Origin of the sequence: Streptomyces sp. NBC_01788 (assembly GCF_035917575.1) — a bacterium.
In the GTDB taxonomy this organism is placed as follows: Bacteria; Actinomycetota; Actinomycetes; order Streptomycetales; family Streptomycetaceae; genus Streptomyces.
The window spans coordinates 2860350-2882685 of the sequence record NZ_CP109090.1 but is presented as its reverse complement, the minus strand read 5'-3'; the positions used below and the strand labels follow the sequence as shown (position 1 = coordinate 2882685).

17 protein-coding genes are annotated in these 22336 nt (G+C 72.6%); 1 reads left to right on the top strand and 16 read right to left on the bottom strand.

Going from position 1 to position 22336, the window contains the following annotated elements:
- Positions 1-146: 146 nt before the first annotated feature.
- From OIE49_RS13240 to OIE49_RS13185, 12 genes are all read right to left on the bottom strand, one after another.
- Positions 147-2678: a serine/threonine-protein kinase gene (locus tag OIE49_RS13240; RefSeq protein WP_326802488.1), complete on the bottom strand. Its 2532-nt coding sequence runs from the start codon at positions 2676-2678 to the stop codon at positions 147-149.
- Between the two features lie 8 nt (positions 2679-2686).
- Positions 2687-3985 carry a hypothetical protein gene (locus OIE49_RS13235; protein ID WP_326802487.1) on the bottom strand — a complete coding sequence of 433 codons (1299 nt, stop codon included), beginning with the start codon at positions 3983-3985 and terminating at the stop codon, positions 2687-2689.
- An 81-nt stretch (positions 3986-4066) separates the two neighbouring features.
- Positions 4067-5083 carry a glutamate ABC transporter substrate-binding protein gene (locus OIE49_RS13230; RefSeq protein ID WP_326802486.1) on the bottom strand — a complete coding sequence of 339 codons (1017 nt, stop codon included), beginning with the start codon at positions 5081-5083 and terminating at the stop codon, positions 4067-4069.
- Positions 5084-5097: 14 nt separating this feature from the next.
- On the bottom strand, positions 5098-6546 hold the full coding sequence (locus OIE49_RS13225; protein ID WP_326802485.1) for a hypothetical protein: 1449 nt from the start codon (positions 6544-6546) through the stop codon (positions 5098-5100).
- 216 nt (positions 6547-6762) lie between these two features.
- On the bottom strand, positions 6763-7734 hold the full coding sequence (locus tag OIE49_RS13220) for an N-acetylglucosamine kinase (protein ID WP_326802484.1): 972 nt from the start codon (positions 7732-7734) through the stop codon (positions 6763-6765).
- Positions 7725-8990: a 6-phospho-beta-glucosidase gene (locus OIE49_RS13215; RefSeq protein ID WP_326802483.1), complete on the bottom strand. Its 1266-nt coding sequence runs from the start codon at positions 8988-8990 to the stop codon at positions 7725-7727. The genes OIE49_RS13220 and OIE49_RS13215 overlap by 10 nt, the downstream gene beginning before the upstream one ends.
- A 5-nt stretch (positions 8991-8995) precedes the next feature.
- Entirely contained in the window at positions 8996-9889 is an 894-nt protein-coding gene (locus OIE49_RS13210; protein ID WP_326802482.1) for a carbohydrate ABC transporter permease, read from the bottom strand.
- 2 nt (positions 9890-9891) lie between these two features.
- A complete protein-coding gene (locus OIE49_RS13205; protein ID WP_326802481.1) occupies positions 9892-10833 on the bottom strand; it encodes a carbohydrate ABC transporter permease in 942 nt (313 codons plus the stop codon).
- Positions 10834-10839: 6 nt separating this feature from the next.
- A complete protein-coding gene (locus OIE49_RS13200; RefSeq protein ID WP_326802480.1) occupies positions 10840-12177 on the bottom strand; it encodes an ABC transporter substrate-binding protein in 1338 nt (445 codons plus the stop codon).
- A 58-nt stretch (positions 12178-12235) separates the two neighbouring features.
- Positions 12236-13447: an ROK family transcriptional regulator gene (locus OIE49_RS13195; RefSeq protein ID WP_326802479.1), complete on the bottom strand. Its 1212-nt coding sequence runs from the start codon at positions 13445-13447 to the stop codon at positions 12236-12238.
- 163 nt (positions 13448-13610) lie between these two features.
- Complete coding sequence (locus OIE49_RS13190) at positions 13611-14231, bottom strand: Uma2 family endonuclease (protein ID WP_326802478.1); 621 nt, start codon at positions 14229-14231, stop codon at positions 13611-13613.
- 160 nt (positions 14232-14391) lie between these two features.
- Positions 14392-15480 carry a mechanosensitive ion channel family protein gene (locus OIE49_RS13185; protein ID WP_326802477.1) on the bottom strand — a complete coding sequence of 363 codons (1089 nt, stop codon included), beginning with the start codon at positions 15478-15480 and terminating at the stop codon, positions 14392-14394.
- Between the two features lie 333 nt (positions 15481-15813).
- On the opposite strand from OIE49_RS13185, the gene OIE49_RS13180 reads away from it, so the two are divergent.
- Positions 15814-16350, top strand: coding sequence for an HNH endonuclease (locus tag OIE49_RS13180; protein WP_100566803.1), 537 nt, complete (start codon positions 15814-15816; stop codon positions 16348-16350).
- A gap of 177 nt (positions 16351-16527) precedes the next feature.
- On the opposite strand, the gene OIE49_RS13175 is transcribed toward OIE49_RS13180, so the two are convergent.
- The 4 genes from OIE49_RS13175 to OIE49_RS13160 all read right to left on the bottom strand — a co-directional run bounded on the left by OIE49_RS13175 (position 16528) and on the right by OIE49_RS13160 (position 22263).
- Positions 16528-17883 (bottom strand): ABC transporter permease, encoded by a 1356-nt coding sequence (locus OIE49_RS13175; RefSeq protein WP_326802476.1) that lies wholly within the window; start codon positions 17881-17883, stop codon positions 16528-16530.
- Entirely contained in the window at positions 17880-18569 is a 690-nt protein-coding gene (locus tag OIE49_RS13170) for an ABC transporter ATP-binding protein (protein WP_326802475.1), read from the bottom strand. The genes OIE49_RS13175 and OIE49_RS13170 overlap by 4 nt, the downstream gene beginning before the upstream one ends.
- Positions 18566-19108: a PadR family transcriptional regulator gene (locus tag OIE49_RS13165; RefSeq protein WP_326802474.1), complete on the bottom strand. Its 543-nt coding sequence runs from the start codon at positions 19106-19108 to the stop codon at positions 18566-18568. Before OIE49_RS13165 ends, OIE49_RS13170 begins: the two co-directional genes overlap by 4 nt.
- A gap of 137 nt (positions 19109-19245) precedes the next feature.
- Positions 19246-22263: a beta-N-acetylglucosaminidase domain-containing protein gene (locus tag OIE49_RS13160; protein ID WP_326806215.1), complete on the bottom strand. Its 3018-nt coding sequence runs from the start codon at positions 22261-22263 to the stop codon at positions 19246-19248.
- Between the last annotated feature and the right edge of the window lie 73 nt (positions 22264-22336).

Here is a 22336-nt window from a genome sequence, read left to right as displayed (position 1 = left end):
GTGAGCGTCGGCGTGTCGTCCGGTCCCGCGGCGGCCGCGGACAGGGCGTACCCGCACGCGCCGCAGAAGCGGTCACCCGATTCGAGCGGCTCCGCACAGCTCGGGCACTTCGGCAGCGCGGCCTGCTGGTGCATCTGCGACATCAACTACACCCACGTCCGGGGGCGGTAACGGTTGGCACGTTCCACCAGGTCGATCCTCTCTTCGCCACCGGGGGCCAGCCGGGCCAGCGTGCGGTACGAACGCTCCAGGCCGAACCGGAGTCCCCGCTCGTCCAGGTCGCTGCCGAGCAGCACCCGCCGGGCGGCCGGGTCGGTGGCCCGGCCCCCGGAGAGTACCCAGTCCAGGGCGCAGCCGAGGACTTCCGCCGACAACAGCTCGCGCCGCGCCGGGTCGAGACCGTAGGCCTGAAGTGCCTCGACCTGCCCGGAGGCGGCCGTCAGATCGTCCAGGAACGGCGTGTCGGAGGCCGCCGCCGTACGGTGCCGCAGCCGTGCCCGCACGGCCGCCACACGCGCCGCTGTGTAGTGGATGGAGGACCCCGGCACGGACTCCAGCGTCCGCACCGCGCCGATCCGGTCGCCGCCGGCGAGCTGCACGCGGGCCAGCCCGAACGCGGCGCTGACCTGGCTCGGGTCGGTCGACCACACCAGGCGGTAGTACTCGGCGGCGTTGTCGAGCTGGCCGAGCACCTCGGCGCACAGGCCGAGCGCGAGCTTCGGCGCGACCTCGCCCGGGAAGGCGTCGTAGACCGCGTCGAAGGCGAGGGCCGCCTCCTCGTGGTCGCCGGTGACCAGGGAGACCATGCCCCGGTACCAGACGACCCGCCAGTCGTCCGGGTGGCTCCGCTCCAGTTGGCGCAGGACCTCCAGCGCCGTGGCCGCCTCGCCGGTCTCCAGCCGGGCGCGGACCTGGCGCAGCCGGGTTTCGGCCGACTGGGTGGGCACCGCCGCGAGGGCGTGCGCCAGTTCGCCGGGCGCGGACGTCAACAGGCCTGCGAGAAAACCCGCGTTCGGGTCACCCGGGTCGACGTGGGGGACCGGCAGGGCGAGCGCCGCGGCGGGCGCGTCCGCGGGCTTGACGAGGGCCGGATGGGCCGGAGCGTTCGGCGCGCCCGGGGCACCATGGCCGTTCCCGGCACCGGCCGTGAGGGCCGCGGCGGACCCGCGCGGGCGCGTCACCCGCGCCCCAAGCAGGGACACGTCCCCGTCCAGCTTCGGGAACAACTCCGTGTCCGTCACGCGCAGTTCCGGGCCGAACAGCGTCGAAAGGGCCGGCCGCGCCCGGCCGGTCTGCAAGGACACGACCTCCCGCAGCACACCCGTGAGCTGCTCGGCCATCTCCTGCGCCGAGGCGAACCGGCGGGCCGGGTCGGGATCGGTCGCCCGGACCAGGAGCCGGTAGAAGGACTCGTACTGGCGGAAGACCTCGATGTTGTCCGGGTCGGGCAGGGAGTCCGCGAAGACGTTCGTGTAGCCCTGGAAGTCGAAGGTGAGGACGGCGAGCGTACGGCCCACCGTGTACAGGTCGCTGGCCACCGACGGGCCGACCTCGGCGACCTCGGGCGCCTGGTAGCCGACCGTGCCGTAGATGGCCGACTCGTCGTCGTCCATCCGGCGCACCGCGCCCATGTCGATCAGCTTGAGCTGGTCCTCGGTCTGGATCGCGTTGTCGACCTTGAAGTCGCAGTACAGCAGGTTGCGGCTGTGCAGATGGCCGAGCGCCTCCAGGGCCTCGATGCCGTACGCGCAGGCCTGCTCCACCGGCAGCGGGTCGCGTCTGCCCTGCGAGGTGCGGCGGGAGTTGGCGATCTCCTTCAGCGACTTGCCGCCGACGTACTCCATCACGATGTAGCCGTCGAGGGAGCCGGTGCGCTGGTCGAGGTGTTCGACGAAGTTGTAGATCCGCACGATGTTGGCGTGCTCGATCTCCGCCAGGAACCGCCGCTCCGAGATCGCCGCCGCCATGGCGTCCTGGTCGCCGGTGTCCAGCAGGCCCTTGAGCACCACCCAGCGGTCGGAGACGGCCCGGTCCACGGCGAGGTAGATCCAGCCCAGGCCGCCATGCGCCAGACAGCCCACGACCTCGTACTGGCCGTGGACGACGTCCCCGGCCCTCAGCTTGGGCACGAAGGAGTACGGGTGCCCGCACTTGGTGCAGAAGCCCTCCGTACGGCCCGGCCGGTCACCTCGCGCGCGACCGACCGGCGCCCCGCAGTCCGAGCGCGAGCAGAACCGCTTGCGCTCCGGCACCTCGGGGTTCTCCAGCACCATCGAACGCGGGTCGGGCCGCGGCACCTGCGGCACCTGCACCAGACCCGCGCCCAGCCGGCCGCGGCCCGAGGAGCCCGTCGTGGAGCCGGAGCTGCGCACCGAAACCGAGCGGCCGGTCGCCCTGCCCGACAGCGACCGCGACAGCCGCCCCGACACCGAGCGGCGGGACCGTGAGGAACCCGTCGACTGCGACGACGTACGGGAACTGCCCGCCGAACCCCGGCTGCCCGCCGAACCCCGCGAGTCCCCGCCGCCGGTGACCCCGGTGGGCGGCGAACCCACCATGCCGGTCGGCGAGACCACCGGCGCGAGACCGCACGTGTCGCAGTACAGCTCGCCGCCGCCGACGTCCTCGTACGTGCCGCCGCAGTCCGGCCGCTGACAGGTCTGCCCCGCCTGACTCATGACTCCCCCTACCGTCCCTCGCGCCCGCCCGGCTCCGGCACCCGGGAGCCGCCGAGCAGCTCGGCCGCCGCCTGCTGATAGCGCAGCACGGCCTGTTCGGCCACCCGCAGGTCGCAGGGCGCGCTCCACAGCATGCGCCGCGCCGCGTCGTACCGCTCGACCAGCAGCGGGTCCTCCGCCAGACCGTGCCGGGCCACCTTCGCCTTGTACGCGTCCAGCCGCCCGCGCAGCTCGGCACGGACCGCCAGCGGCGCGGTGACCGCCGTCAACGACTCGCGGGCGCGCAGGAGTTCGTCCTCGGCCTTCTCCTCCAGAGACTCCAGGAGCGGCGACAGCCGGTGCCAGCGGGCCTGCCTGCGGTACTCGGCGGCCGTCGCCAGCTGCTCCTGGAGGGCGGTCGGCGGACCGCTGACCACCGGCACCTCCGTGGCGGCGATCTTCGCCAGCACCTCGCCGCGCGCGGTGCGCGCCTCGGCGAGGGTGCGGTCCGCGCGCGAGAGCACGTCCCGCAGCCTGATCAGCCGCTGCTCGGCGTCCTGCCGCACCCCGAGCACGGCCTCGATCTCCCGGCGCACCTCGTCGAGGGCACGCGCCTGACGGTCGTACACCGTGGTGTCCGGCCGTCCGCCGCCCGGCGCCGAGCTGCCCTGCGCGGGCACCCAGAAGGCGAGCGGATCGGAGATCACCTCCGCGCGCAGCCCGGTCAGCGTGCGCGTGACGCGGTCCAGGTCGTCGCCCGCCGGGTGCTCGCCGGGGCGGACGCCGACCGAGTGCGCGAGCCGGCGGGTGCGCTGGAGCTCCGCGGCCAGCAGATCGATCCGCGCGGGCAGCGCCGACCACACCGCGTCGGCGGCGACCACCATGTCAAGACCGGCCGCGTACAGCTCGTTCATCCGGTCCACCAGCGTGACCAGGGAGAAGCTCTGGCTGAGCCGGCCGGGACCGGGCGCGCCCGCGACGGCCGCGCCGGGGACGGTGACGGCCTCGCCGCGCAGCAGCTCGGTCAGCTCCACCAGGTCCTCGCGGCTGGACCAGCGGCGGCGGGCGCGGATCTCACGGGCGGTGCGCAGGGCGCCGCTGTAGGCGTCGAAGTACGCCCACAGCAGCGTGATCGACGCCTCCGTGGCCGCCCAGCGCTCCTTGGTGACGCCGGTCAGCTCGGCGCCCTCCAGGAGTCTGCGGCCCGCGTGGTCCTGGAGGGCGAGCAGCGAGGTCTCGATGGCCTCGTGCTCCGCGCCGAGCCGCGCCAGCGCACGGTCCACCTCGTCCCGGTCCATCACCGGCCCGGCGGGGTCCGTGACGCCCATCGATCACCTCTCGCTGCTGTGTGTCGCCTGTGTGCTGTCGGGTTGTGCCGGTCCGTCGGTGCCGCACCGGCCGGTGACAGGTCACCGGTAGGCCGGCGTCGGCGCGGTGGCCGACGGTGAGTCCTTACCCAGCGTGGCGGACAGCCACCTCCCGTACGACGTCTTCCAGCCCCCGTCCTTGCGGTAGTTCTCCAGTGTCCGGTTGACCTGGCGGACCAGGTCCTCGGCGCCGAGGTTCATGGCCACACCGTAGAACTCCTTGGTGAAGGAGGCCCCCTTCAACGCCACGGTGGGGTCCTGCGCGGCCTGGCTGGCGGCGAGTGCGCCGTCCGTCACCACCGCGTCCACCTCGCCGAGCTGGAGCCGCACCAGGCAGTCCAGCTGGTTGGGGACGGTGGTGGTGATGTCGGTGGTCGCGGGAAGCGTGCCGTCCTTGGTGTCGGCGGCCAGGTGGTCGTAGGCCGTGGAGCCGGTCGCCGAGCAGACCTTCTTCCCGGCGAGTGAGCCGTCGTAGCCGGTGATGTCCGAGGTCTTGGGGGCCAGGACCTGCTGGCCGGTCAGGAAGTAGGGGGCGGAGAACGCCACCTGCTTCAGCCGGTCGCAGGTGATGGTCATGGTGCGCACCACCATGTCCACCCGGCCGCTGCGGATCGCGGGTATCCGCTCGTTGGTGGGGATGGCCTTGAACTGGACCTTGTCCGGGTCGCCGAGGATGTCCTCGGCGATGCGGTGCACGAGGTCGATGTCGAAGCCCTCCAGCGCGCCGGAGCCGTTGTTCGGGTTGCGGTAGCCCCAGCGGTAGCTGTTCTGGTCGACGCCGACCGTCAGGTAGCCGCGTGAGCGGATGGCGCTCACCGTGCGGCCGCCCGCGCGGGACGGGGACGGGCTCAGGTTGTGGGCCTGGCTGTCCTGGCAGTTGTCCGCCTTGGACTGCGTGCCCCGCACGGCGTGTTGGCCGCCCAGGACGGGACCGTCGGCGCCGTGCGGCTGGGTGCGGGGCAGCAGGAGGACGAACGTCAGCGCCAGGACGCAGACGGCAGCCATCGCGCCGACACCGCCCCAGCCCTTCAGACCGGCCCGCAGTCGTCGTGCTCGCATCGCCACGCCCCCTTTCACCGGTACTCCGAAAGCCTGCGTCCGATGCCCAGGACCGCGCCGGCCGCGCCGAGCACCGCGAGCACGGCGGAGCCGGCGGGCAGGCCCGTCATGGCGGTCCGGCCGTCCTGCGCGGCCTGCCGGAACCTGCCCGTCTCATGGGTGAGCGCCGACGCGAGGGAGGCGTCGACGTTGTCGAAGCAGTCACCCGTGGACTGCGCCCGGTCCTCGGCGGTGGTGCCGATGACCCGGTCGCGTGCCTTCTGGTAGTCGCCCGAGTCGTTGGCCTGGCGGGCCAGTTCGTGCCGTTGCTTCCACACCTTCATCGACTCGTTCGCCGTGTCCACCGGCTTCCTGCCCCCGGGGTCCTCCGCGAGGGTGCCGGCCCGGTTCAGCGTCCTGGCGAGGGTGCCGAGCTCCTGGTCGTACGCCCAGTCGTAGGCGTCCATGACCGTGCCGTCCTTCAGCGTTCTGGTCTCCGCGCCGCGGCTGACCAGGGTGAGGTTCTCGTCGCTGCGGGCCTTGAGGGAGGCGATACGGGCGTCGTGCAGCACGTTCAGCGAGCGCACGCCGTGCGTGTAGGAGCCGTTGAGTCCCGCGCGCGCGACGCTGTGGCCTATCACCAGCCACAGCAGGACGACGGCGGTGGCGGCGCTCGCGGCGACCAGGCCGTGGTTCAGCACCCGGTTCGTCCGCCGGTAGTTGCGCCGCTGGGCCCAGGCGAGGGCGGCCAGGGCGACGACGCCGAGGGCGATCGCGGCCCACGGGTACGGTGTCGCGTCCCCGTAGTCGGAGCGCAGCCGCTGGTTCTCCTTCTGGTACAGGTCCTCGGCCGCCGGGAGCATCTCGTTCTGCATGGTGTCGTTGGCGGCGCGCAGGTACGCGCCGCCGACCGGGAAGCCCTGGCGGTTGTTGGCACGGGCGGACTCGACCAGGCCCTTGTAGCGCGGCAGGAGCTGGTTGAGCTTGGTGATGGTGGCCGCGGAGGGGCTGCCGGGAGCGGAGTTGGCGGCGGCGGTGACCAGCTTGGCGGCGGCCGTGCGGATGTCGGACTCGTAGCGTTCGCGGGTGGCCGCCGTCTCCTGGAGACCGGCCAGATAGCCGCTGGTCGCCATGGTGTTGGCGTCGGCGAGCGAGCGGTAGATGTCGGCAGCGTCGGAGCTGAGCGGCTGGCTGCGATGGAGGACGTCGTCGGCTGCCGTGGCGCGGTCGGTGGTCTGGAGGGCGGTGACGGCGCCGAAGGCCACGACGAGGAGGGCGAGGACGGCGCCGATGACGCGGAGGCGGCCGGGCTCGGTGGTGGCGGCGGTGCGCAGGCGCTCGGCGCCCTCGGCGAAGGCGGTGCGGCGCGGGGGCGACGGGGGCTGGACGGCGACGACGGGGGCAGCGCGCTGCGGCGGGACCGCCGGCAGCGTGGGCAGGCCCGGGCCCGGCGGTGCCGGTCTGCTCGTCGGCGGTTGTGTCACTGCTGACCTCCCCCATGGTCATCCGTCGCCGCAAGTATCGCTGCCGTGACCGGCATTCGCACCGGTCTTCACCCGATCTCGGCCGAACCGTGTGCGCTCGCCCCGTACCACCCCTTGCCCATGTATACGCCGGGAGAATCAGTTCGGTTCCCCGCGCCTCCCAAGCCTCCTACGCCTCCTACGCCTCCCGGGTCTTCGCGGGGAACCACCGGCACCTCACTCTTCGAAGTGGGCCCGCACCCTTTCCAGGGCCGCCGTCGGTGCTCCCACGTGGTCCAGGCCCAGCAGGGCCGCGCCCAGGACCGGACGGGCCGTGACGACCCGCGGGACCGCCTTGGGGGCGCGGTCGGCGAGCAGGTCGCGGACGGCGTCGTCGAGCCGGGGGTGGCGGGCGGCGAGGACACTGCCGCCGAGGACGACGGGCGTCTCCTCGTCGAGCAGGCCGAGGCGGGTCAGCGCGACCGTGGCCATGGCCACCACCTCCTCGGCCTGGCGGTCGACGATCGTGCGGGCGACCGGATCGCCCTGGTCGGCCGTGGCGAACAGGACCGGGGCCAGCTCGTGGCGCCGGAGGTGGTCGACGTGCCCCAGGTGCAGCGCCTCGATGAGGGCGTACATGGAGTCGAGGCCGAAGTGGGCGGGGAGGGTGCGGGACAGGGCGGTGGGCGCGCCGCGGCCGTCCTCCGCGCGCGCCGCGTACCACAGGGCCTCCTCCGCCAGGCCCCAGCCGCCGCCCCAGTCGCCGGAGACCCGGCCGAGCGCGGGGAAGCGGGCGGTGCGGCCGTCCGGGAGCATGCCGACGCAGTTGATGCCGGCGCCGCAGACCACCGCGACCCCGCGCGGTTCGGCCACGCCCGCGCGCAGGATCGCGAACGTGTCGTTGCGGACCTCCACCGTCGTGCCCCACGCGCGCGCGTGCAGCGCCGACGCCAACTGTTCCTCCTCCACCGGCAGATCGGCGTTGGCCAGGCAGGCCGAGACATGGCCGGCGCCGGTGACGCCGGCCTGCGCGTACGCCCGCCGGACCGCCTCCTCCAGGGCGTCCACCGCGGTCCGGACGCCCACGGCGGGCGGCCGGAACCCGCCGCCGCGGGCCGTGGCGAGGACGTGCCCGTCGGCCGCCACCACCGCGACGTCGGTCTTGCTGTTGCCCGCGTCGATGGCGAGGACGCTTGCGGTCAGGCCCACGCGAGGTACTCCCGGTTGTGTGCGACGAGTTGGTCGGTGAGGGTCTCGGCGTAGGCGTACTGGCCGATCAGGGGGTGTGCGAGGAGGGCGCGGAAGACACGGTCCCGGCCGCCGCGCAGGGCCGCCTCCAGGGCCAGGTCCTCGCACGCCGTCACATCGGCCATCAGGCCCGCGTACAGCGGGTCCACGGCGGGGACGGGCAGGGGGGCCGCGCCCTTGGAGTCCACGGCCGCCTGCACCTCGATCACCGCGTCGTCCGGGAGGAAGGGTAGGGTGCCCTTGTTGTACGTGTTCACCACCTGGTACGGGTTGCCCCCTCCGCCGAGCAGGGCCGCCGCCAGGTCCACGGCCGCCTCCGAGTAGTAGGCGCCGCCGCGCCGGGCGAGCAGGGCGGGCTTCTCCACCAGGGTCGGATCGCCGTACATCGTCAGCAGCTCCCGCTCCATCGCGGCCACTTCGGCCGCGCGGGACGGCTTGGTGCGCAGTTCCTCCACGACCTCGTCGTGCGCGTAGTAGTAGCGCAGGTAGTAGGAGGGGACCACGCCCAGACGGTCCAGGAGCGGGCGGGGCAGGCGCAGGTCGCCGGCGATCGTCCCGCCGTGCTCGGCCAGGAGCCGGGGCAGTACGTCCTCGCCCTCCGGGCCGCCCAGGCGCACCGCCGTCTCCCAGGTGAGGTGGTTCAGGCCCACGTGGTCCAGGTGGATGTCGGCGGGCGCGAGGCCGAGCATCCCCGCGAACTTGCGCTGGAGGCCGATCGCCACGTTGCACAGGCCGACCGCCCGGTGGCCGGCCCGCAGCAGGGCGCGGGTGACGATGCCGACCGGGTTGGTGAAGTCGATGATCCAGGCGTCCGGGTTGGCGCGGCGGACCCGGTCGGCGATGTCCAGGACCACCGGGACCGTGCGCAGCGCCTTGGCCAGGCCGCCCGCGCCGGTGGTCTCCTGGCCGACGCAGCCGCACTCCAGGGGCCATGTCTCGTCCTGCTGCCGGGCCGCCTGGCCGCCGACGCGCAACTGGAGCAGTACCGCGTCGGCGCCGTCGACGGCCGCGTCCAGGTCGGAGGTGGTGACGACGCGGCCCGGGTGGCCCTGGTGGGCGAAGATGCGGCGGGCCAGCCCGCCCACCAGCTCCAGGCGGTCCGCCGCCGGGTCCACCAGCACGAGTTCCTCGACGGGCAGGGTGTCCCGCAGACGCGCGAAACCGTCCACGAGTTCGGGGGTGTAGGTCGAGCCGCCGCCGACCACGGTGAGTTTCATGCTGTTCAGCCCTTCACTCCGGTGAGTGTGACGCCCTCGACGAACGCCTTCTGCGCGAAGAAGAACACGAGGATCACGGGGGCCATGACCAGAACGGTCGCGGCCATGGTGAGGTTCCAGTCGGTGTGGTGGGCCCCCTTGAAGGACTCAAGGCCGTAGGACAGGGTCCACGCGCCCGGGTTCTCCGAGGCGTAGATCTGCGGGCCGAAGTAGTCGTTCCAGGCGTAGAAGAACTGGAAGAGGGCGACGGCCGCGAGACCGGGTCTGGCCATGGGGACGACGACCTTCAGCAGCGTGCGCAGCTCGCCGCAGCCGTCGACCCTCGCCGCGTCCAGGTACTCGTTCGGAATGGTCGTCAGGAACTGCCGCAGCAGGAAGACGGAGAACGCGTCGCCGAACGCCATCGGGATGATCAGCGGCCACAACGTGCCGGACAGGTCCAGCTGCTTGGCCCAGAACAGGTACATCGGGATGATGACCACCTGCGGGGGCAGCATCATCATCGAGATCACCAGCATGAGCGACAGGTTGCGGCCCCGGAAGCGGAACTTCGCCAGCGCGTACGCCACGGGCAGCGAGGACGCCACAGTGAGGACCGTGCCGAGACCGGCGTAGACCAGCGTGTTCCGCCACCAGGTGAGGAAGCCCGGGGTGTCGAGGACCTTCTTGTAGTTGCCCCACTCCCAGGTGTGCGGGACCAGATCGCGGCTGAGGGCCTGGCTGTCGCTCATCAGCGAGGTCAGCAGGACGAACACGAAGGGCAGGACGAAGAACAGGGCGGCCGCCACGCCGAGCGAGTGGACCGCGATCCACTCCAGCGCCGCCCTGCGGCGGGCCGTGCGTTCGGCGGGGGAGGGCCGGGCCTTCAACCCCGCCGGTCTGTCCAGTAGTTGGGTCATCGTCAGTCACCTGCCTGGATGAGACCGCCCCGGCGCCGCATCAGGAACGCGGTGAACACCATCGACAGGGCGAACAGCACCAGCGCCACCACGCAGGCCGGGCCGTACTCGAAGCGCTGGAAGCCGAGGTTGTAGACGAGCTGGGGGAGGGTGAGCGTGGACCTCTCCGGATAGCCGGGCTCGAACTGGGTGCCCGCGCCCTGGATCACGCCCGAGGCGACCTTTCCGGCGATCAGCGGCTGGGTGTAGTACTGCATCGTCTGGATCACACCCGTGACCACCGCGAACATCACGATCGGCGAGATGTTCGGCAGCGTGACGTACCGGAAGCGCTGCCAGGGCGAAGCGCCGTCCAGCTCCGCGGCCTCGTACTGCTCCGTGGGCACGTCGAGCAGCGCGGCCATGAAGATGACCATCAGGTCGCCCACTCCCCACAGGGCGAGCATCGTCAGCGCCGGTTTGGACCAGGTGGGGTCGCCGAACCAGCCGGGCGCGGGGATCCCGACCCGCTCCAGGAGGGAGTTGACCGGGCCCGTGCCGGGGTTGAGGAGGAAGGCGAAGGCCATGGTCGCCGCCACGGGCGGGGCCAGGTAGGGCAGATAGAACAGGGTGCGGAAGACACCCGTGCCCGTTCTGATCCTGGTGATCAGCAGACCCACGCCGAGCCCGAAGACCACCCGCAGGGTCACCATCACCAGGACCAGCCAGAGCGTGTTGCGCAGGGCCGGCCAGAACAGCGGGTAGCTCTGGAAGACGTACGTCCAGTTCCTGGTGCCGCGCCACGTCGGCGGCCCGAAGCCGTCGTAGTGCATGAACGAGAAGTAGACGGTGGAGATCAGCGGATAGGCGAAGAAGACCGCGAAGCCGATCAGCCACGGAGACATGAAGGCGAGGGTCTTCAGCGCCGAGCGGCGGCGCTTGGACGCCAGGGTGATGGTGGTCATGCGCGCCTACTTCGCCTGCGCGATGTCCGTGTCGATCTGCTGGGCCGTCCTGAGCAGGCCCGCCTTGAGGTCCTTGGCCCTGCCGCTCTCGTAGTCGTAGCCGAACTGCTGGATCGTCACCAGATACTGGCCGCCGTTGATGGAGGCGGGCGTCGTGGTCGAGTCCGGGTTGGCGGCGATGTCCAGGAACGTCTTGAAGCGCGGGTCGTACTTCAGCTTCGGGGACTTCAGCGCCGCCAGCGTGGAGGGCACGTTGTGGATGTCGTTGGCGAAGCCGACCACCGCGTCGGTGTCCGTGGTCATGTACTTCACCAGCTTCCAGGCGGCGTTCTGCTTCTTGCTGGTGGCGGCGATGCCGGCGATGGTGCCGGTGATGTAGCCCTTGCCGTACTGGCCGGCCTGGTCGTCGGGGACGGGCAGCGGGGCGACGCCGATCTCGAACTTCGGCTTGGCCTCCTCGGCCATGCCAAGGCGCCACTCGCCATCGAGCTGCATGGCCACCTGGCCGGTGTGGAAGGGGTGCTTGGGGCCCCACTCGTCGCCGAGGCCCGCGCGGTACTTCTCGAGCTTCCGGTAGCCGCCGAGTTCGTCCACGAGCCGCTTCTGAAGGGTGAAGCCCTTCTCGAACGCGGGGTCCGTGGCCAGGCTCGACTTGCCGCTGGAGTCGAAGTACGCCGGGGAGAACTGCGCGAAGTAGTGCTCGGTCGTCGACTCCCAGCCGTGGTAGTCCGGCATGAAGCCGAGCTGCCGGTAGCCGTCGGCCTGGGGGATCGTCAGCTTCTTGGCGTCGGCCTCGAACTCGGACCAGGTCCTCGGGGGGTTCTTGATGCCGGCCGCGGCGAAGGCGTCCTTGTTGTAGTAGAGGCCGTAGGCGTCGCCCAGCAGCGGCACCGTGCAGCGCTTGCCGTCGAACTGGGTGTACTCGTTCATCGCCTTCGGGAAGGTCTTCTCCGGGTCCGTGCCCGTCTTCTCGAAGAACGGGTTGAGATCGACCAGCGCGCCCGAGGAGCAGAACTTGCCGACGTTGTTGGTGGTGAAGGAGGAGATCACGTCGGGCGCCTTGGCGCCGCCGGTGCGCAGCGCCTGGTTGATCTTGTCGTCGGTCATGTTGCCGACGACGTTGACGCGGATGTTCGGGTGCGCCTTCCGGAAGCCGTCGATCAGCGACGTGACGGCCTTCACCTCGCTCGGATCGCTCCAGGCGTGCCAGAAGTTGATGGTCGTGTCCTTCGACGCGTCGTCGTTCGCGCCGGCGTCGGGCTGACCGGTACAGGCGGTGGCGAGCAGTGCCATGGCGGCGGAGGCTGCGAGGGCTAGGGCCGCTTTCCGGGACACTTCGGGCATGGCTGGATCTCCCTGGGACGGGGGGCGGTGAGGGAAGGGGCGGAGCGGGTACGGCGGTTCAGCGCGAGGTGTCGAAGACCTCGTCGCGGGTGGACGCGAGCGCGCTCTCCAACGCGCCCCGCAGTACAGGGTGTTCATGCACGTCGCCGACCACCAGGCGCGGCCGGGAGGCGGCCAGTTCCTCCAGCTCGGCCTGGACCAAGGCGCGCAGCACCTCGCCGCCGGCGGTGAGCGAGGTGCCGCTGAGGACGACGAGTTCGGGGTCGAGGACGGAGACGAGGGCGGCGAGACCGGTCGCGAGCCGGGTCGCGTACGCCGCCAGGAACGTGCGGTGGGGACCGGTGGCGTGGTCGGCGGCGCGGGCGACGAGCTCGGCGGCGGCCGCGGCGGGGGGTCCCGCGGGCGGGTCCTCGATGCCCAGCTCCCTGGCCAGTGCCGGCAGCGCCTGCGAGCCGGCCAGTTCCTGGTAGCCGCCACTGTTGGCCCGGGTCACCTGGCGGACCAGCGGGGTGCCGGGGACCGGCAGGAAGCCGACCTCGCCTGCTCCGCCGGTCCAGCCGCGGTGCAGGCGGCCGCCGAGCACCAGGGCGGCGCCGAGGCCCTCCTGGTTCCACAGCAGCACGAAGTCCCGGTGGCCGCGGGCCGCGCCGAGCCGCTGCTCGGCCAGGGCCACGAGGTTGACGTCGTTCTCGTACTCCACCGGCATCGGCAGGGCGGCGGCGAGTTCGTCCAGCAGGGTGGGGGAGTGCCAGCCGGGCAGGTGGGAGGCGTAGCGCAGACGGCCGGTGCCGGGGTCGAAGGCGCCGGGGGTGCCGATGACCAGCCGGTGCACGTCGCCGCGGGCCAGCCCCGCCGCCTTCACCGCGCCGTCGAGGGCGTCGGTGACCCGCTGCACGACGGGCTCGGACGGGCGCCGGCCGGGGGTCGGCAGCTCGTACTCGCCGACGGTGCGGCCGGTGATGTCGGCGACGGCGGCGCGGATGCGGAGGGGATTGACGTCCAGCCCGGCGGCGTGGGCGGCGGCCGGATTCACGGCGTAGAGCTGGGCGCTGGGGCCCGGTCGTCCCTCGCTGGTCCCCGTGGCGCGGACCAGCCCGGCGGCCTCCAGGCGGGCCAGGAGCTGGGAGGCGGTCGGCTTTGACAGGCCGGTCAGCTTCCCGATCCGGGTGCGCGACAGCGGCCCGTGCTCCAGCAGGAGGTCCAGGGCGGCGCGGTCGTTCATGGCGCGCAGAACCCGCGGAGTGCCGGGCGTGCCGGTGGTTCCTGACATGCGTGGGCCCTCCCCTGCGAGTCACTGTTAGGAAAGTTTCCTGTTCGAGTGGCAGGAAGGTATGCCCGCTATGAAGTGGCCGTCAAGAGTTCGTCCCTGCGGCAACGGAGTCGTTACCCACGGGGACGGTGAGGGGAGCGCGCGGTCGGGAGCCCCGGTCCGGTCAGTCCTTGAGGAACGGTGCCGTGTCCAGCGTGGGGTACGGCGCGGGAAGGGGGAGCGGATCGCCGAGGTCGACCTTGGTCTCGTCGTCGTAGTACGCCTTGGTGGGGTCCTCGCCGGGGAGCACGGGAGTGGTGTAGCAGTGGGCGGTCCGGGTCTCGCGGTTGACCAGGACGTAGACGGAGACGCCGGCGGCCGCGTAGGTGCGGAGCTTGGGGCCGGTGTCCGTCCAGTGATTGCTGGAGGTCACCTCGCCGACGAGGGAGATCATGTCGACGGGGTGCCAGCCCTTGTGGGTCCTGCGGTAGGACTCGTCGAGTTCGGAGGCCTTGCGCCGTCGGACGTAGAAGTCCGGAATGAGCAGGGCCATGGTGCCGCCGTCCTTGTCGGCGGCGCGGTAACCGTTGCCCATGCCCGCGAGATCGAACCCGGCGTTGAAGAACTGGACCGCCAGCTCGAAGGCGCCGTCATTGTGGTTGTCGTTCGGCTGCGGCGGCACGATGACCGTCCCCTCGATGTACTCCGGCCGAATCGGCATCGGCGACGCCTTTTCGATCGCGTTCAACAGGTCGATGGGGTCCACCTGCGTCATCACCGGCTCCACGATCGGTTCGGCGCTCATCGCTGATCTCCTTGTCGCACTGGTGTCAGGCCGCGCCCGCGCCGTGTGCCCCGGCAGAACGATGGAGCGTGCGGGGCGCGTCGCACGGTGGAATCCGCGCCCCTTCACTCGAACGAGTGTGCTGAACCGTTCCGCCGGTCTCCGCGTAGGCTCCGTGGGCCTACTTCGACAGTGACTGCGGGGGGATCGGGGAGGCTGCCAGGGACTGGGGTGAGGTGGCGTTGGCGAACGCCGAGGGGGCCGACATGCCCGCCGTCGGATCGGCTGCCGGGGTCTCGTCCGCCGGGGCCGTCGCGTCGCCCACGATGCGGATGTGGGCCGCGTCGAAGGCGCGCTTGACGCGCCAGCGCAGTTCCCGCTCGACGGTCACCGACTTGCCCGGCATGGTCTTGGCCGTGACACGGACGACCATGGAGTCGATCAGCACGCTGTCCAGGCCGAGCACCTCGATCGGGCTCCACAGGAGCTCGTTCCAGGGCTCCTCCTTGCTCATCCGCTCGGCGACCTCGTCGAGGGTGGCCTTCACCTTGTCGAGGTCCTCGTCCGCCTTGACGGTGACGTCGACACCGGCCGTCGCCCAGCCCTGGGAGAGGTTGCCGATCCGCTTGATCTCGCCGTTGCGGACGTACCAGATCTCGCCGTTCGCCCCGCGCAGCTTGGTCACGCGCAGTCCGACCTCGATCACCTCACCCATGGCGACGCCCGCGTCGATCGAGTCGCCGACGCCGTACTGGTCCTCCAGGATCATGAACACGCCGGAGAGGAAGTCGGTGACCAGGTTGCGGGCGCCGAAACCGATCGCCACACCGGCCACACCGGCCGAGGCCAGCAGGGGCGCCAGGTTGATCTCGAAGGTGGCCAGCACCATCAGCGCCGCCGTGCCCAGGATCAGGAAGCTCGTCACCGAGCGCAGCACCGACCCGATCGCCTGAGAGCGCTGCCGGCGGCGCTCGGCGTTGACCAGCAGTCCGCCCAGCGCCGTGCCGTCCACCGCCTGCGCCGTGCGGGCCATACGGTCGATGATCTTGGTGATGGTCCGCCGGACCACCCCTCGAAGCACCGCCGCGATCACCAGGATCAGCAGGATCTTCAAGCCGATGGCGAGCCATGTGGACCAGTTCTGCTCGACCCAGCCGGCCGCGTTCGTCGCGGTCTCGTGGGCGTCCTGGAACGTGGGGACCGTCAGGGCCGGCGACTCGGAGGGCGACGGCGACGGGCCGGCGGCCGGCAGGACGACGGGCAAGGACACGGCAGGTACCTCCAGGTGCATCCGCCCTCCGGCACGGGGTCAATAGCGACTGGGTCACGAACAGATCACCGGACGGGCAGAACCACCACACTAACGGGGCAGGGTGTGTGGGTTCCCGGGAAGTTCCAGGAAGGGCGCGTGGGGGGACGGTGACCACCGGCCTCTGAACAGGCTGTGTGAAGGGGCCGTGGTCCGGGGGATGAATGAGGTGTGGTCGAAAACACTCCCAGCCCGTTACCGGGACATGGTGGCGCGTTCACCAGGCATGAGGGGAAACTGACTGCAGACAGCCCCGGCGCGAGCCACGCGCCGCCGGCGTACAAGGAGGCATCCGTGCCGCATGTCCTGGTCCTCAACGCGTCGTACGAGCCGCTCGGCGTCGTACCGCTCCGCCGCGCGCTCATCCTCGTCCTGGAGAACAAGGCAGTCTGCCTCGAGGAGTCCGGCGCCTATCTGCACAGCGCAACCGTCACCGTCCCCGCACCCAGCGTGGTCCGGCTCAAGCGTTTCGTGCGGGTCCCCTACCGGGGGCCCGTTCCTCTCACCCGAAGGGCGCTGTTCGCGCGCGACGGGGGCCGGTGCATGTACTGCGGTGGCATCGCAACCAGCGTCGACCACGTCATCCCGCGTTCACGCGGGGGCAAGCACGTCTGGGACAACGTGGTGGCCTCCTGCCGCCGCTGCAACCACGTCAAGGCCGACCGCCACCTGGTCGAGCTCGGCTGGCGCCTGCGCCACAAGCCGGCCCCGCCCACGGGTCTGGCCTGGCGCATCATCGGCACCGGGCATAGGGACCCGCGCTGGCTGCCCTACCTGCAGCCGTACGGCGCGGACGACGCCCTGGCCCGGATCGACGGCATCTCCGCCTGACGATTCCGGGCCTTCGCATTGCCGAGGGGCGGGTGCCCTGGGCCCGGGTCCCGCCCGCGGGCCCGGGGCACCCGCCCGGCCCGCCGGAACCGGCGCGCGGGAGGCGCCGGCGCGGGAGGCCGCCCGGCGGCCCTTCGGCATGGGGCAGCGCGGCCCCGTGCCCACGGGACCGCACGATCACGCGTACCGCAGCTCCGCCGGGCGGACCGAGCGGTGGAGCAGTGGCAGGGACGCGGCCGTGGCCAGCAGGCAGGTGGCGTACACACCGGCCGGGACCAGGAGCGCCGTGTACGGCACGGTCCCGGAGATGAGGAGCCCGTACCAGACGCCGATGGCCAGGCCGCCCACGCCTGCCACGAGCACGGCAGGGGACAGGGGCAGCGCGGTTTCCAGCAAGAGGGCCCGGGCGAGCACCCGTCGGGGCACTCCGGCGGCCACCTGCGCGGCCAGGGCCCGGCGCCGGGTGGCGACGGACTCGGCGGTGCCGACGGCGAGCGCCGTGAGGACGATCGCGAGGGCGATGGCGATGGCTGCGGCCGTGAGGTCCAGCCCGGTCGTGTAGAAGGACATGGCCGTCCCGAGCGTCTGCCGCCGGCGCATGTCCTCCAGTTCGGTGAGCATGCCCTGCCGGACCCCCATGTACCCGGTCCCGACCACCGTCACCAGGAGCACCGCCGCATGGGTGCGGGCCGCCGCCCACGGGTCGTCCCGCAGCCGTTCCGCCGCGATCAGCACCGCCGGGGAGCCCGTCCGGGCCGCGAGCAGCCGGCCGGTCAGCCGGGACAGGGCGCCCGTGAGCCACACCGCGCCCGCGCCGACGGCGAGGACCGCCGCCATGACGACGACCGGGCCCCTCGCCAGGCCCTGGTGCCGGGAGTCGGCGGACGTACCGGCCACCGCGCCCAGCGCCACCACGCCCACGACCAGCAGCCCGCCCACGAACAGCAGCGCCGGACCACGACCCGACCGCTCATGGCTCCGCCGTACCCACCCCAGCGGTGAGGCCACCACGCGGCGTAGCGCCAGGACCCCGGCCGCCGTGCCCAGCACCGGCACCACGGCCGCGACCAGCGCCATCCCGGCCCAGGCCGACGGGGTGGGCCGCTCCCACACGGCCACCAGCACCGCCGCCGCTCCGGCCGTGGCGAGCGCGGAGCCCAGCAGGCAGGCGAGCCCGGTCTCCAGCGCCGCGATCCGCCGCACCCGGCCCGGCTCCGCGCCCGCCAGCCGCAGCACGGCCGTCCGCCGGTCGCGGTGCACCGCGCCGATCCGGGCGCACTGCCCGAGGAACCCGAGCACGGGCACCAGCAGGAGCAGCAGCGTGACGATCACCCCGGAGCGCTCGCCGGGCTGGTCGAGCAGGCCGTTGCCGACGGAGAAGCTGTACTGCCCGCGCACCGTGGCCAGGACGGCGGCCGCCAGCCCCAGCCCCGTCGCCCACATGGCCCCCACCACCGTGAGGGCGATCCGCCACCACTCCCGCCGGTCCGAACCCCGCACGAGCAGCCAGGCCAGCCGCAGATCGGTCCTCACGCGAGCACCTCCGACGCGACCGTCATGCCGTCCTGCAGCCGCACCTCGCGGTCGGCGTAAGCCGCCGTCTGGGCGTCGTGCGTGATCAGCAGGACCGCCGTGCCCGCCTCCCGGGCGGCTCCCACCAGGGCCGTCATCACCTGTTCGCTCGCCAGCGAGTCCAGTGCCCCCGTCGGCTCGTCCGCGAACACCACCCTCGGACCGGTCACCAACGCCCGTGCCAGCGCCACGCGTTGTGCCTGGCCCCCGCTCAACTCCCCGGGCCGCGCGGCCCCCTGCTCCCGCACCCCGAACCGCTCGAGCCACGCCCCCGCCTGCTCCTGGGCCGTCCCCCGCGCGGTCCCGGCCAGCATCAGCGGCAGCGCCACGTTGTCCACGGCGGTCAGTTCGGGGATCAGCTGCCCGAACTGGAACACCACCCCGAAGTCGGTGCGGCGCAGCTCGCTCAGGCGCTGCTCCGGCAGCCTGTCGACGCGTTCCTCGCGGTACGTCACCGAGCCCTCGTCCGGCCGGACGATGCCCGCCAGGCAGTGCAGCAGCGTGGACTTCCCGCTGCCGCTGGCGCCGGTCACGGCGACGATCTCGCCCTCGCGCAGCTCCAGGCACGCCCCGCGCAGCGCCGGGGTCCTGCCATGGGACTTGACGAGGTCTCGGGCCTCCAGAAGGGGCACCGGAAGGTTGCTCATGCTCGGTCGACCTCCACGGTCAGAGCGGTCAGAGTGGTGAGCCGGGCCTGGGTGGTGGTCATCCAGCGCAGGTCGGCGTCGAGGTGGTTGAGGGCGTAGTCCGCCGAGAGCACGGTCGCCAGATCGGCGCCCGGGGCGGTCTTGACCGCCGTCAGCTCCCGCATCCGCGCCATGTGCGCGGCGCGTTGCGCGAGCAGGTGGGCGGCGGGGTCGCCGCCGGTGAGGATCGCCGTGACGACCTTCGCGAAGATCTCGTTCGCCACGAAGGGCGCGGGAGGCGTGACCTGCCCGGCCCAGTCGGCGACTTCGCGGGAGCCCTCGGCCGTGAGGCGGTACAGCGTGCGCTCCGGTCCTCCGTCGGAGTCGGTGCCCTCCACCTGGGCCAGTCCGTCGCGGACCAGCCGTTGCAGGGTCGTGTAGACCTGCCCGTAGGCCAGCGGGCGGGCCTGTGGGAAGTGTTCGTCGTGGCGTCGCTTCAGGTCGTAGCCATGGCTCGGCCCTCCGGCGAGCAGGCCCAGCAGGATGTGGCGGGTGCTCATGTACTCAGTATGCACTGAGTACATGTACTGAGTGAATAGTGAAGCGCCGAGGAAGCCGGGTGAACCGGGGATCGTGGTCCGGAAGAGGCCGAGGATCGCGGTACCGAGGAACGGAGGGTCCCGTTCCCCCGGCGGGCTCAGTCAGCGACCGCGTACGCCTCCACCGACCACAGCGAATAGCCGTACTGGGTGGCCCGCTTGTCGCCCTGCACGCGGATGTAGCGGACGTCCCGCGCGTCCATGCGCAGGGTCTCGCGGCCGCCGTCGCTGCCGCGGACGGTCGTGGCGGTGCGCCAGCGCCGGCCGTCCGTGGAGACCTGGATGCGGTAGGCGGAGGGGTGGGCGTCCTGCCAGTGGAGGGCGACCTTGCCCAGGCGCACCTGCTGCGGGAGTTCCACCTGCCACCAGGCGCCGTCGTCGACGGGGGAGGACCAGCGGGTGTCCGGGTTGCCGTCGATCGCGGCGGAGGCCGGGAAGTCGGCGGTCTCGTCGGCGGAGGAGCTCGCCGTGCCGGTGCGCGCCAGGTCGGGGCCCGCGGTGCGCGGGAAGGTGCGGACCGTGACGGTGCGGGTCACTCCGGCGAAGGTGACGCGGATGTCGTACGAGCGGGAGGGCGAGGCCGGCGGCACGATCACCTCGACGGGGACGTTCACCGTGGTGCCGCGGGGCACGGTGACCGGCTTGGTGGGGACGCGGACCTCGATGCCCTCGGGTGCCTCGACGGTGATCTTTCCCCGCACGTCGGCCGGACGGCCGGAGGACAGCCGGGCGGTCAGCCGCTCCGTGCCGCCGATCTCCGCGTCGGCCTCGGCCCGCGGCAGCTCCAGGTCCGCCACCGGGGTGTCGGCGAACCAGGGGACCAGGTGGCGCACCCGCAAGGGGTACGCGCCGGTCACGCGGACGGCGTCGACGCGGGTGCCGGCCGGCGGGGGAGTGGGCTGCACGAGGGCCGGCGGGCGCGTCCAGAGGTCGGGAGCCGGGGAGACCGGCGGCCAGAGGGCCGGCGGGTGCGTCACCGCGCTGTCCGCGGACGGGGACTGCGCGGTGACGATCTCCGTGGCCCCCTGCTCCGTCAGCGTCCCCACCCGGCGCCAGCCCTGTCCGGGGATGTGGACCTCGACGGCACCGGTCGTTCCGGGGTCGCTGAGGACCGTCACGGCGGTGAGGGCGCGGGCGCTCGGGAAACGGACCGTGCGGCCGTCCGGCGCCCCACCCGGGTCCGCGGCCGGCTCGTGGGTCAGGCCGGCCCAGGTCTCGTACTCCTGCCGCGCCCGGTCCAGGAAGGGGTCCAGAACCCCCTTGCCGACCGTCACGTCGGCGCTCCTGACGCCGGCCCGCAGCCGGTCCAGCGTCCGGTACGCGGTCCAGGCGCCCGCCGCGTCGCCCGCGCGCTGGGCGCCGAGCATGTCGAGCGCCGCCTCGCCCGCCTTGCCGTAGCGCGCCAACTGCGCGGACCACGGCGCGACTTCGGCTGCGAGGGTGCCGTCGCCCGACAGGTTCTGCGGCAGCTCGCGCAGCACCATGAAGGCGGCGCGCAGCCGCTGCTCGGCCTGCTCGTTCGCGGCCCGGTCCGTCGTCGTACGGGCCTGCCAGACGGCCGCGATCAGCGGGCGCAGATACGCGGACTCGGTGCCGCCGAGCACCGAGGACGCGTCGTTGCCGGCCAGCGCCGACAGCGCCTCGTGGCGCTGTACGTCGCCTCCCGCGAGGTCGGCGACCGCCGCCTTCCAGGACTCCTCGGGGCGGTAGTCGCGCGGGTTCCAGGCGTAGTCGGCCGCCGTGAACAGCGGGATGCGCGAGGCCTCCGCCTGCTCCATCGCGTTGGCCAGCAGGGCGGACGAGCCGCTGGCGACGGCCGGGTCGCGCCCGGTGTACGGGCCGAGGAAGATGCGGTCCTCGGCGTAGTCGTTGACCGGGTAGTTGTCCATGGTGACCAGCGGATGCGCGAACGCCGCCCGGGCGTCGGCCAGTTCGTCGCCCGTGATGGTCCGCGGCACCACGCCCACCCCGGTCCAGGCGACCTGGACCGACGCGTCCAGGGAGGACGCCAGCGCCCGCCGGTAGGGCGTCGAGCCGTCCTCGTAGAACTCCGTCGGCATCAACGACAGCGGCGCCGCGTCCGGGTGCCGCTCCGCGAGGTAGCGGGCGACCTCGTTCGCCACCCGCGCCTGCGCCCGTGCCGCCGCGTCCGGACCGGAGCCGAAGCGGGCCGGGTCCGCGCCGCAGTGCCACTCGCTGTAGCTGACGTTCTGGAACTGGAGCTGGAACGCCCGGAACCCGAGCGCCCACATCGCCTCCAGCTTGCGGTTCAGCGCCCGTACGTCGTCGTCCGAGGCGAAGCACAGCGACTGGCCCGGGGCCACCGCCCAGCCGAGCGTGACGTGGTTGGCGCGCGCCCGGTCGGCCAGCTCACGGAAGGCGGACCGCTGCAGGGCCGGGTACGCCTCGCGCCAGCGCTCCTGGCGGTAGAGGTCGTCGCCCGGGGCGTACAGGTACCGGTTCTGCTTGGTACGGCCCATGAAGTCCAGTTGGCCGAGCCGCTGCTGCTGTGTCCACGCGGTGCCGTAGAAGCCCTCCGTGGTGCCGCGCACGGCGGTGCCCGGCCAGTCCCGGACGTTCACACCGGGGACGGTCCCGTCGGGGCGCAGGAGCTGCCGAAGCGTCTGCACGGCGTGGAAGAGGCCGTCCTCGCCGGCGCCGGTGAGCGTCACGGCGTCCTTGCCCGTGGTGAGGACGTAGCCGCCGGAGGGCAGCGCGTGCCGCGGGTCGCTGTGCGCCCGCTCGGTGTAGGCGCGCACCGCCAGGGTGCCCACCGGAACCGCGTCCGTCCCCCGGAGGTCCGTGACCGTCCGGGCCCCGGCCTCGTACAGCAGCGAGCGCAGCGCGCTCAGGGCGTACGGGTCCGCGTCCGCGTCGGCGACCAGGGCGACGACCCGGTCGGCGACCTTCACCGCGCCACCGGTCTCCTGCAGGGACTGCGGGCGTGGCCACACCGCGAGGTCGGAGGAGGCAGTGGCGGGGTGCTCCGGGTTCGCGGCCGGGAGGCCGGTGCCGGGATCGGGGGCGGACGGCGCCGCGACGGCCGCGGGTGCGGCTCCCAGTGTTCCGGCCAGGACGGCGAGCGCGAGTACGGCCGCGCTCTTTCCCTGCCCCATACCGCGCCGAAGCCGCACGGCCCCTCCTCGTCGATCGGCCTTCGCCGGGCGGAGCCGAAGGCGGTGTCGAAGA

Excerpts from the sequence above, each read along its gene's own strand:
- OIE49_RS13240 (WP_326802488.1), bottom strand. The coding sequence starts at position 2,678 with ATGAGTCAGGCGGGGCAGACCTGTCAGCGGCCGGACTGCGGCGGCACG.
- OIE49_RS13170 (WP_326802475.1), bottom strand. The coding sequence starts at position 18,569 with ATGAGCAACCTTCCGGTGCCCCTTCTGGAGGCCCGAGACCTCGTCAAG.
- OIE49_RS13190 (WP_326802478.1), bottom strand. The coding sequence starts at position 14,231 with ATGAGCGCCGAACCGATCGTGGAGCCGGTGATGACGCAGGTGGACCCC.
- OIE49_RS13230 (WP_326802486.1), bottom strand. The coding sequence starts at position 5,083 with ATGCGAGCACGACGACTGCGGGCCGGTCTGAAGGGCTGGGGCGGTGTC.
- OIE49_RS13215 (WP_326802483.1), bottom strand. The coding sequence starts at position 8,990 with ATGAAACTCACCGTGGTCGGCGGCGGCTCGACCTACACCCCCGAACTC.
- OIE49_RS13195 (WP_326802479.1), bottom strand. The coding sequence starts at position 13,447 with ATGTCAGGAACCACCGGCACGCCCGGCACTCCGCGGGTTCTGCGCGCC.
- OIE49_RS13210 (WP_326802482.1), bottom strand. The coding sequence starts at position 9,889 with ATGACCCAACTACTGGACAGACCGGCGGGGTTGAAGGCCCGGCCCTCC.
- OIE49_RS13205 (WP_326802481.1), bottom strand. The coding sequence starts at position 10,833 with ATGACCACCATCACCCTGGCGTCCAAGCGCCGCCGCTCGGCGCTGAAG.
- OIE49_RS13200 (WP_326802480.1), bottom strand. The coding sequence starts at position 12,177 with ATGCCCGAAGTGTCCCGGAAAGCGGCCCTAGCCCTCGCAGCCTCCGCC.
- OIE49_RS13160 (WP_326806215.1), bottom strand. The coding sequence starts at position 22,263 with ATGGGGCAGGGAAAGAGCGCGGCCGTACTCGCGCTCGCCGTCCTGGCC.
- OIE49_RS13165 (WP_326802474.1), bottom strand. The coding sequence starts at position 19,108 with ATGAGCACCCGCCACATCCTGCTGGGCCTGCTCGCCGGAGGGCCGAGC.
- OIE49_RS13235 (WP_326802487.1), bottom strand. The coding sequence starts at position 3,985 with ATGGGCGTCACGGACCCCGCCGGGCCGGTGATGGACCGGGACGAGGTG.